This window comes from Corallococcus carmarthensis (assembly GCF_003611695.1).
Classification (GTDB): Bacteria; Myxococcota; Myxococcia; order Myxococcales; family Myxococcaceae; genus Corallococcus; species Corallococcus carmarthensis.
Map to the genome: position 1 here is coordinate 1 of NZ_RAWE01000300.1, position 9,597 is coordinate 9,597.

The 9,597-nt window shown below is 72.5% G+C and carries 7 protein-coding genes and 1 pseudogene; 3 read left to right on the forward strand and 5 right to left on the reverse strand.

All coding sequences use genetic code 11. The features are described 5' to 3' along the window. Positions 1-42 precede the first annotated feature (42 nt). Positions 43-1,671 carry a Sapep family Mn(2+)-dependent dipeptidase gene (locus D7X32_RS40810; RefSeq protein ID WP_120607915.1) on the forward strand — a complete coding sequence of 543 codons (1,629 nt, stop codon included), beginning with the start codon at positions 43-45 and terminating at the stop codon, positions 1,669-1,671. Positions 1,672-1,678: 7 nt separating this feature from the next. Here the strand turns inward: D7X32_RS40810 and D7X32_RS40815 are convergent, their stop codons facing one another. Continuing rightward, positions 1,679-3,709, reverse strand: a complete 2,031-nt coding sequence (locus D7X32_RS40815) for an ATP-binding protein (protein WP_244239460.1) — start codon at positions 3,707-3,709, stop codon at positions 1,679-1,681. 269 nt (positions 3,710-3,978) lie between these two features. Between D7X32_RS40815 and D7X32_RS40820 the strand changes: the two genes are divergently transcribed. Next, a complete protein-coding gene (locus tag D7X32_RS40820) occupies positions 3,979-4,941 on the forward strand; it encodes an ornithine cyclodeaminase family protein (protein WP_120607917.1) in 963 nt (320 codons plus the stop codon). Positions 4,942-4,963: 22 nt separating this feature from the next. On the opposite strand, the gene D7X32_RS40825 is transcribed toward D7X32_RS40820, so the two are convergent. The 3 genes from D7X32_RS40825 to D7X32_RS40835 all read right to left on the reverse strand — a co-directional run bounded on the left by D7X32_RS40825 (position 4,964) and on the right by D7X32_RS40835 (position 8,869). After that, positions 4,964-6,151: a tetratricopeptide repeat protein gene (locus tag D7X32_RS40825; RefSeq protein WP_120607918.1), complete on the reverse strand. Its 1,188-nt coding sequence runs from the start codon at positions 6,149-6,151 to the stop codon at positions 4,964-4,966. Positions 6,152-6,274: 123 nt separating this feature from the next. Then, positions 6,275-7,213 carry a hypothetical protein gene (locus tag D7X32_RS40830; protein WP_120607919.1) on the reverse strand — a complete coding sequence of 313 codons (939 nt, stop codon included), beginning with the start codon at positions 7,211-7,213 and terminating at the stop codon, positions 6,275-6,277. Between the two features lie 117 nt (positions 7,214-7,330). Then, positions 7,331-8,869 carry an FAD-binding oxidoreductase gene (locus D7X32_RS40835; RefSeq protein WP_120607920.1) on the reverse strand — a complete coding sequence of 513 codons (1,539 nt, stop codon included), beginning with the start codon at positions 8,867-8,869 and terminating at the stop codon, positions 7,331-7,333. A 160-nt stretch (positions 8,870-9,029) separates the two neighbouring features. Here D7X32_RS40835 and D7X32_RS40840 point away from each other — a divergent pair, with 160 nt between their 5' ends. Continuing rightward, positions 9,030-9,329, forward strand: a complete 300-nt coding sequence (locus D7X32_RS40840) for a hypothetical protein (protein ID WP_208752714.1) — start codon at positions 9,030-9,032, stop codon at positions 9,327-9,329. Here D7X32_RS40840 and D7X32_RS45785 read toward each other — a convergent pair. Next, positions 9,330-9,597 (reverse strand): annotated as a pseudogene (locus tag D7X32_RS45785) (hypothetical protein); the annotation flags it as partial.

A 9,597-nucleotide genomic window follows, 5' to 3' on the forward strand; every position in this document is an offset into this window, starting at 1 on the left:
CACCAGGAATGCCCCGTCCTCCCGACGGTTTCCCAGGACCCCATGCGCACCCGCCTCCTCGCCGCCCTCTGCCTCCTGGCGCCCGCCGCCGCCCTCGCCGCCAAGGACCCCCGCTGCGCCGGCAAGCCCGCCGCCCGGGCCGCCCGCTTCTCCGACACCGCCTTGAAGGGCGCCTCCGCCGCGGAGCGTTACGCCGCCTACATCCAGGCCTGTGCACTGGATGACGTGGTGGCCCTCACGCAGACGCTCGTCCGCTTCAAGACGGTGAGCAGCGAGGCCCCCGCCGCGAAGAACCCGGAGGTGGCCGCCATGGGCCGCGCCCTGGAGTCCTGGGCGAAGCAGCATGGCTTCGGCTTCCGCACCGTGGGCGACAACGACGTCTTCGAGCTGTCCTGGGGCGAAGGCGAGCCGCTCTTGGGGCTCGTGTTCCACGGCGACGTCGTCCCCGCGGCCGCCCATGAATGGAAGCGCGCCCCCTTCAAGCCGGTGGTGGAGAAGGGCCGCCTGTATGGCCGGGGTGTGGAGGACGACAAGGGCCCCATCGCCTCCGGGCTCGTCGCGCTGGCCATGGCGAAGGACCTGGGCCTGAAGCCGCAAGGCAAGGTGCTCGTCATCATCGGCAACGGCGAGGAGAGCGACTGGAACGGCATGAAGAAGTACGCGGACACGGAGCCCAAGCCCACGCACGTCATCTCCGTGGACTCCGGCTACCCGGTGATGGCCGCGCAGTCCGGCTTCGTCGCGTGGACGCTGGAGGCGCCCGTGGGCGCGGCGCTCGCCACGCCGAAGGAGGGCACCGTCGCGCGCGCCGTGGACGTGAGCGCGGGTGAGTTCCTCACCCAGGTGCCCGGCACCGCCACGCTGAAGCTGGAGCCCGTGAAGGGCCAGACGCCGGAGGCGGTGCTCGCCGCCGTGAAGGCCGCCATCGCCCAGGAGGGCCCCGCCCGCAGGGACCTGAAGGCCGAGGCGAAGCGCGAGGGCTCCACCGTGGTGCTCACCGCCCACGGCGTGGCGGTGCACTCGTCCACCGCGGACGAGGGCCACAACGCCCTCTGGGATTTGTCCGCCGTGGCCTCGCGTCTGTCATTGGAGGACAACGGCATCGCGGCGCTGCTGCGCGTGGTGGCGAAGCGCTTCGACGGCGACCACCACGGCGACAAGCTGGGCCTGAAGTACGAGGACACGTTGATGGGGCCGCTGCTGGTGGCGCCCACCGTGCTGCGCGTGAAGGACGGCAGCGTGTCCCTGGGCGTCAACATGCGCAGGCCGCAGGGCAAGGACGCGGCGGCCTTCAACGCGTCGCTGGACGCCGCCGCGAAGCGCGTGGGCGAGGACTCCGGTGGCCAGGTGAAGGAGGGCTCCGGCCGCTACCTGGGCGACCCGCACGTGGCGGACACGTCCGGCCCGCTGGTGAAGACGCTGATGGACATCTACCAGCGGCAGCGCAAGGCGCCGGACGCGGTGCCCGGCTCCATCCGCGGCGGCACCTACGCGCGGCTGTTCCCCCGCGCCGTGGACTTCGGGCCCGCGTTCCCCAACGAGCCCTACACCGGCCACGCCCCGGATGAATCCATCGCGCTGGAGACGCTGGACCTGAGCACGCGCATGCTCGCGGAGGCCGTGCACACGCTCGCCATCGCGCCCGCGTCCGAGGTGAAGGCCGCGCCGTGAGGACGGCTCACGGCGGCAGGTAGCCCCGGGGCGGGGGGACGCGGGGCCAGCGCACGGTGAAGGTCGTGCCCTCTCCGGGGACGCTCTCCACGCGGACGCTGCCCTGGTGCACCTGGACGATCTCACTCACGATGTAGAGCCCCAGCCCCAGGCTGCGCTGCTTGGTGCCCGGGTCGGGCAGGTGCCCCGCCTTGAACGGGTCGAACAGGCGCGGCAGCAGCTCCGCCGGGATGGGGTCGCCCTCGTTGAGCACGCGCATCACCACGTCCGTGGGTTCGCCGGTGAGCGTGGTGACGACGGGCGTGTCGCTCTTCGCGTGTTGCAGCGCGTTCACCACCAGGTTGCCCAGCACCTGCGTCACCCGGTCGGGATCCCATTCCCCCCACAGGTCGTCCCCGCGCACCTCCAGCGAGAGGGACCGCTCCGGGTAGACCACCTGCAGCTCGTCCAGCACGCCCTGGCACAGCTCCACCATGTTCACGTGCTGGCGCGTCACCGGGATGCCCCCGCCCAGGCGGCTGCGCGCGAAGTCGAGGATGTCGTTGATCATCCGCGTCATCCGCGCCGTGGCCTTGCGGATGCGGTCCACGGAGCGGCGCGCGCCCGTGTCCAGGTCCGGGGCCCGCCCCAGCATGAAGGCCGACGCGTTCACCGCGTGCAAGGGGTTGCGCAGGTCGTGTCCCAGGACGGCGATGAGCTCCTCGCGGAAGTCGATGGCCTGCCGGAGCGCGGCCTCCGCGCGCTTGTGGTCGGTGATGTCCACCACCGTGCAGCCCACCCCCAGCAGCACGCCGTCCGGGGTGCGCACCGGGAAGCAGTCCGCGCGCCAGACGCCCGCGCGGCCCCGCACCGGATCCGGCCCTTCGAGGAGCACGTCCTGCACGGGCCGCCCTGTCTCCAGCACCTGCCTCAGTGCGCGCTCGATGGGGGCCTCGGCGCCGGTGCGGACCATCTCGTGCAGGGTGCGGCCCCGGTGTGCCTCCACGGGGTTGCTGTTGAGCCGCGCCAGCGTTCCGTTGATGCGCAGGTAGCGCAGGTCATGGTCCAGGAACGCGATGCCCACGGGCGCCGCGTCCAGCAGCGAGTCCAGCAGCGCCAGCGACCGCTCGGCCTCCTTGCGCGCCTCGTGCTCGCGCGCGTGCAGCTCCGTCTGCGCGATGTGCGCGGAGGCCCGCTCCGCGACGGCGTGGAAGAGCAGCACGTCCGCTTCGGAGAAGGCGAAGGCCGTGCGCGACCCCATGTACGCCATGCCCAACAGCCGCTCGCCGTCCATCAGCGGCAGGCCGTACAGCGCGCGCAGCCCCGAGCGGCGCAGCGGTTCGAAGAGGACGCGCGGATCCGTGGCGGCCGAGCGGACGAAGAAGGGCCGCCGCTCCAGCGCCGCCTGCCCGCTGACGCCTTGGCCCACCGGCACGCGCAGGCCCTTCACCTCGTCGGTGCCCAGGCCCACCGCGGCGCGCACCACCAGCGCGTCGTCCTCCAGCATCATCACCGCCGCCGTGTCCACGGTGAGCGCGGACTCCATCAGCCGGGTGAGCAGGCGCTCCAGGAGCGTCTCCATGTCCGGGTCGTCCAGCGTCGCCTCGGACATGCGGTCCAGCGTCTGGAGGATGCGCTGCTTCATGGACCAGAAGAAGGTCATTGTCCGGGTGACCACCCGGTCGAGCGTCTCCTCCAGCCGCGTGAGGTCGCCGGGCCGGAGCATCCGCTCCTGCGCCTCCAGGCGGTGGAGGATGCAGCGGCGCAGGAGCGCGTACTCCTGCGCCACCTCGCCCAGGTCGAAGCCCGCGTCCAGCCGGGCCGCGGCGTGCGCCGCCTCCAGGCGTTCGTCCAGCGCCTCCGGCCCCAGCTCCACCGCGTCCGCCAGCGTGGTGAGCAGCTCCGGCAGGTGGTCGATGAGCCAGGGCGGGCGGACCGGCTCCTTGCCGCCCAGCTGCTGGAGCATCGCCTGCTGCCAGTCCGTCAGCAGCACGTCGTGATTCGCACGCAGGAACTCCGCCGCGGAGGGCCGGGGCCCGCTGCGCGCATGCTCGTCCACGGAGTGTGAATCCGGCTCCTGCATCGCCAGTCTCCCCAGGCCATCGCCCGGCCGCGCCGCCCCTCGCGGAAAGTCTGCGCACGGTGCCTCCGGCGTGCTTCGCCCCTGCGTCCAGTGGAGGCCGCCGCCGCGAGCCCTCGTCCGTGGGTCCCGGGCCGGGCCTCGGACGCACCGCCCGGCGCGCCGTTCACCTTCGTGCGCTCGGCCGCCCTGGGGGAACGTTCGCGCCCCAGGGCATGCGAGTGCTCGGGTAGGGTGGCCGGCAAAGCATGCGCACCCTCCTGCTCAACCGCTCCGCCGTGGCCCGCAACATCCAGGCACTCCTGCTGCTGGACGACCTGCGCGAGGCCTTCCGCACCGACGTCCTGGCCCGCACGGTGGCCCCGCAGCGCGTGCGCGCGCCGCTGCACTCGGAGGGCACCGCGCTGGTGCTCTTCCCCGGCTGCGTGCCCGGCATCCCCGCGTACACCGTGAAGGTGCACGCGAAGTTCCCCGGGCAGAAGCCCGCCATCCAGGGCGTGGTGCACCTGCACGACCTCGTGACGGGAGGGCTGCTCGCGGTGATGGACTCCGGCCACCTCACCGCCGTGCGCACCGGCGTGGTGGGCGCGCTGGCCGCGGACGTGCTGGCACGGCCGGACGCGACGCGCGTGGCGGTGATTGGCGCCGGCCACCAGGGCGTGCTCCAGCTCAAGCAGCTGCGGCTGGTGCGCACGCTCAGCCAGGTGCGCGTCTACGACACGAACATCGCGCACGCGAACGCCTACGCCGCGCGCATGTACCAGGAGCTGAGCCTGCCGGTGCACGTGGAGACGTCCGTGGCGGACGCGGTGGCGGACGCGGACATCGTGGTGACGGCGACGTGGAGCCACCAGCCCTTCCTGCACGCGGGCATGGTGCGGCCGGGCACGCACATCACCGCGCTGGGCGCGGACGAGCCGGGCAAGGCGGAGCTGTCGCAAGACCTGCTGGAGCAAGCGCTGTTCATCTGCGACCACCGCGCGCTCACCGTCTCCACGGGCGCGGCGGGAGCGGTGGGGCTCACCGAAGGCGCCATCCACGCGGAGCTGGGCGAGGTCCTCGCGGGCCTCAAGCCCGGGCGCACGTCCCAGGAACAGGTGACGGTGTTCGCCGGGGTGGGCCTGCCCTTCCAGGACCTGGCCACCGCCTGGCATGTCTACCAGGCGGCGTCCGGCGACGAGGACGTGCCCACGCTCGACTTCAACGAGTAGCGCGGGCCGCGTCCGTGTTGCTTCAGGCCTTGGTGAGCGCCTGGGAGAGGCGCACGGCCTCCTCGTGCAGGTCGGTGTCCTCCGCCAGCGGCATGGCGAGCACCTTCTGCACCAGCTCCTTCGCCTTCTGCTCCTGGCCCAGGCGCGCCTGCGCGAGCGCCAGGTTGAGCAGCGGCTCCGGGCGGTCCGGAGCGCGGCGCACCGCCTCCTCCAGCACCGTCACCGCGCGCGGCAGGTTCGCGTTCGCCGGCTCCGCGGGGACGCGCAAGAGCAGCTGGCCCAGGTTGTTCGCCGCGCGCCAGCCGTCCGGCGCCAGGCCCATGCCCTGCTCGTACGCGGTGATGGCCTTGTCGTACGCGGGCGGCTCCTGCGACTCGTAGCAGGTGGCCTCCGCCATCTTCAGCGACTCGCTGGCGACGCCCAGCGACGCCATGGTCTGGCACAGGTGCCGGGCCTGTTCAATCTGACCGCGCGCCAGCATCAGCTGCGCGAGGTTCGCCTGGGCGTCCGCGTCCTTCGGGCGCTGGGCCGCGAGCGCGGAGGCCGCCTGGTAGGACGTGCGCAGGTCGCGCAGCGCCATGGACAGCACCGTCACGGACGCGAGCATGCGCGGCTGGTTGGGCACCGCCTTGAGGCCCTGCTCCAGCACGCGGCGCGCGTCCACCAGCTTCTCCTCGGCGGCCAGCGCGTGCGACAGGCTCAGGTACGCGGGCACGAAGCGCGGCGCCAGCGTGAGGACCTCGCGCAGCGTGGCGAGCCCTGCGTCCGTCTTGCCCGCCTCCAGCTGCACCTGACCCAGCCGGTAGCGGAACACCGGGTTCTGGGGGGCGAGCTTCGCGGCCTGGGACAGGGCCTCCAGCGCCTGGGGCGCCTTGTCCTGCTTGATGAGCATCATGCCCTTGCCGAACCAGGCTTCGGCGCGGTTCGGATCCGCCGCGAGCACGCCCTGGTAGGCCTTGAGGGCGGCGTCGAGCTGGCCCTTCTGGGCGGCGATGTTGGCGCGGACCAGGCCGGTCTCCGCCGTGGCACCCTGGGCCTCGGCCTTGGCGAGCAGGCCTTCGGCCTGGGGCACCTTGTTCTCCACCAGCGCCAGCTTGGCCATCACCACCAGCGCGTCGCGGTGGTTGGGGTTCTTCGCGAGGAGCTTCTCGGCCTCGGCCCTGGCCTGGGCCACCTGGCCCTGCGCGAGAAGGGTTTCCAGAGAGTTCATGATGGAAAGTGTCCCCCAGGGGGCGGGGGCTGTCGAGCAACGGGGAAAAAGGAAGGGCCTCGCCCGGATGGACGAGGCCCTGGGAAGAGCTTCAGGTGGGAGGCGGCCGAGCGCGGCCCGCCACTACCACTTGCTCAGCGCGTCCTTGATGCCCTCGCCGACGTTCTTGATGCCCTCGCCGACGTTCTTGATGCCCTCGCCGACGTTCTCCACGGCCTTGCCCACGCCCTCGACGGCGGCCTTGGCGGCGTCGCCGACCTTGCCCACGTCCACGGAGAAGCCGAACTCCAGGCTGGCGCCGATGCCCAGCGCCGCGCCCACGTCGAAGTTGGCGGACAGCTTGCCGTCCTTCAGGCCGACGTTGGCCTCGAACTCCACGCCGATGCCGGCGAACGCCTCGGCGCCGGCCGTGACGGTCGCGGGCCCGATCTCCTGGGTGACTTCCGCGCTGGCGCGGGCGCCGGCGAAGGCCTCACCGTGGACGGAGGCAGCGGCCTGGCCGTGCAGCGGGTCCAGCACCACCTGGCCCGTGGCGGTCGCCTCGGCGCCCACGTTGCCCTCCGCGCCCCACTCGGAGCGGCCCAGCGCGCTGTCCGCGTGGCCTTCCACGGAGCCGCGCACCAGGTCGGCGCGCACGTCCACGGAGCCCTCCGCGCCAATCTTGCCGTGCAGCGGGTCCACGGAGACGTTGCCCTGCGCGGACACGTCCGCCGTCAGGACCTGGCCTTCCACGGTGTTGTGGAAGTTGCCGTTCACGTCACCGGAGGTGTGCGAGCCGGAGGCCGCGGTCCAGCTCTTGTTCCACTCGCCCTGCGCCACCGTCTTGTCGAAGCGGCTGGTCTCCAGCTGCTTCTGGATGTCCGTGGTGGTGTTGGGGTTCGCCTGGTTGCTGGTGGTGACGCGGTTGCCCTTCACGCCGCGGTTCAGGTCGATGGTCGCCTCGCCCTGGGCCCGGCCCTCGGTGTGCGCCTGGACTTCCTTGCGGACCTGCGTGCCGTTCGCCGGGGGCGTCGTCGTGGTGTTCCGGAACACGGGGCGGTAGCGGTTGGTCTCGATGGACATGGAAGAGGGCTCCGGCGGGCGCGAGGCGCGGTGGGGAATCTTGTGACTTGAGAAGTTATCGGGGGCGCCCCCGATAAAGTTTCCGCTCCTCTTTTTCCGCGCTGATCCGCCGCGCCCTCAGGGCTCGGATCTCCCGGGAGCCAGGATTCCCTCGGGATCGAACGCGTGTTTCAGCCGCTTTCGCACCTCCGCGGAGTCGTCCCGCACGGGCGGTGCGGTGTCCTGCGCCTGGAGTCCGGCTCGGGTCAGGTAGTACCCGGCTTCCGCCAGCTCGCGGGTGAGGGCGCGGTAGCAGGCCTGGGCGCGGGCGTCCTCGCCCCGGACGTCCCGGTCATACGCGAGCGCGGTGACCAGGTAGACGCAGCGCGGGGAGTGGGCGAGGAGCGCCAGGTTGGGTTCGAACCCGAAGAGGCGGGGGACGCGGTCCGCGATGTCCGTGGCGCGCTTCGCCTCCGGGCCGGTGAAGGGGACGGCGACGGAGCACCAGATGAAGCCGCAGCGGTCGCGGTCCGGGTGCGGGTCTTCCGGCTTGGGGGTGCGCTTGCGCCAGTAGGCCATGGCGAGGTTGGTTTCGGTGGGGACGCCCTGGAGCGTGCCCTCGCCGAAGGGGGCCACCGGGCCGAAGGACAGGGGGCGGAAGGCGCCCTCCACGGCGCGGGCGAGCCGCTTCTCCAGCAGGGCGCCCATCTCCGCGTCCGGCGCGATGAGGGTGCCGCTGATGGCCCAGCGGCCAAAGCCTTCGCGGAGCTTCTCGCGGGCCCAGTCCGGCAGGGGCGCGCGGCCCACGGAGGGGTAGGGGTATTGCTGGGTGATGCTGTAGGCCTTGATGTCGTTCCAGAAGAAGAAGCTGCCCTTGAGGGTGCCGTCCAGGGCCAGGGCCTGGAGCCGGTCCACCATGTCCCAGAGCTGGGCGTCGTCGTTCACGGCGCAGAAGAAGTCGCGCAGCCAGGGCTGCTTGCGCGCCAGCCAGAACGTCATCCGCGTCACCACGCCTAGCGAGGACTGGCTGAAGAGGCCGTCCAGCACCGGGCCCAGACCCCAGCGGAAGACGGGCGCGGAGCGGGCGCCGGGGAACCTCGCGTGGCCCGTCTCCACGCGCTCGCCCGTGGGGAGCACGGCCTCCAGCGCGCACACGTGCTGGAAGATGTCCGCGTTGGGGCCGGCCCCGTCGCCGCGCTCCAGCGCGTTGCCCACCATGCTCGCGTCTGGCGAGCCGCCGATGGTGGTGATGAACGTGGAGGAGCCCTTGTCGCGCAGGTACGCGTAGGCCTGGCGGAACGTCACGCCGGGCTCCACGGTGAGGTACGCGAGCTGTTCGTCGTGCGCGAGGATGCGGTTCATGCGCCCCAGGTCCAGCAGCACGCTGCCGTCGCCGGGGGGCACGCGCGAGCCGTAGCCCCAGTTGCGGCCGGCGCTCACCGGGTACACCGGCACGCGGTGCGCGCTCGCGATGCGCAGGCACGCCTGCACCTGCGCGGTGTCCGCGGGCCGCACGATGGCGGGGATGCGCTGGGTGGTGGCGAAGGTGGCCATCCCGGCGGCCTCCAGTGCCTCGGGATCCACGACGACGTGCGCCTCGCCCACGGCCTCCCGCCACGCGGCCAGGGCCGCTTGCAGGCCGGAGTGCACCGGGGCCTTCGCTTCGGTCTCGCTCACGGCGCCGCAGTATGCCCGCGCGGGCGTGCTCCCGCTGGCCGGCTGCTGGCACCCTGGGCGGCGAGCGGGCGGACGGGCCCCGGGCCATGAAGGTCGCCGGGTGGACACCGGCCGTGGTCGCCCCCTGCCGCGTGTTCATCTTCGGCGTGGGGAGGTGTTCATGGTCGGCTTCATCGCGTCGCGCAGCGGACGGTGGGTTCGGATTCTGGCGGGCACGGGCATGGTCCTGGGCGGACTGGGCTCGGGCACGCCCCGGGGCGCGATGGTGGCGCTGACGGGCCTGGTGCCGCTCCTCTCCGGCGCGCTGGATCTGTTCCTGCTGGGGCCGCTCTTCGGCCTGCCCGTGCGGGGCGCGGACGTGCGGCGCGCGCTGGGGGAACCGGAGGACGCGCGGCTGCTCGACCTGGCGCACGACGGCGGGCGCTCCCCCTACGCGCCGCCCAGCACGCTCCTGCACTAGCTACTTCGTGCTCACCTGGAACGGGATGCGGAGCGAACCGAACGGCTCCCCCGTCTGGGCGTCCACCAGCTTCACCTGGAGCGTCACCGCGTCCTCGCGGCGGGCCACGCCCTGGAAGTACAGGAAGCCCTCTTGCGTGCCGCCGGGCTCCAGCGTGCCTTCGGGCAGCGCGCTGTTGAGCATGTCCGCGGTGGGCAGCGGCTGCTCGTAGTACGGCGGGTAGTAGTAGGGGGAGTAGAAGGGGCTGCCCCAGGGGCCGCCGTACCAC

Excerpts from the sequence above, each read along its gene's own strand:
- D7X32_RS40810 (WP_120607915.1), top strand. The coding sequence starts at position 43 with ATGCGCACCCGCCTCCTCGCCGCCCTCTGCCTCCTGGCGCCCGCCGCC.
- D7X32_RS40820 (WP_120607917.1), top strand. The coding sequence starts at position 3,979 with ATGCGCACCCTCCTGCTCAACCGCTCCGCCGTGGCCCGCAACATCCAG.
- D7X32_RS40825 (WP_120607918.1), bottom strand. The coding sequence starts at position 6,151 with ATGAACTCTCTGGAAACCCTTCTCGCGCAGGGCCAGGTGGCCCAGGCC.
- D7X32_RS40830 (WP_120607919.1), bottom strand. The coding sequence starts at position 7,213 with ATGTCCATCGAGACCAACCGCTACCGCCCCGTGTTCCGGAACACCACG.
- D7X32_RS40840 (WP_208752714.1), top strand. The coding sequence starts at position 9,030 with ATGGTCGGCTTCATCGCGTCGCGCAGCGGACGGTGGGTTCGGATTCTG.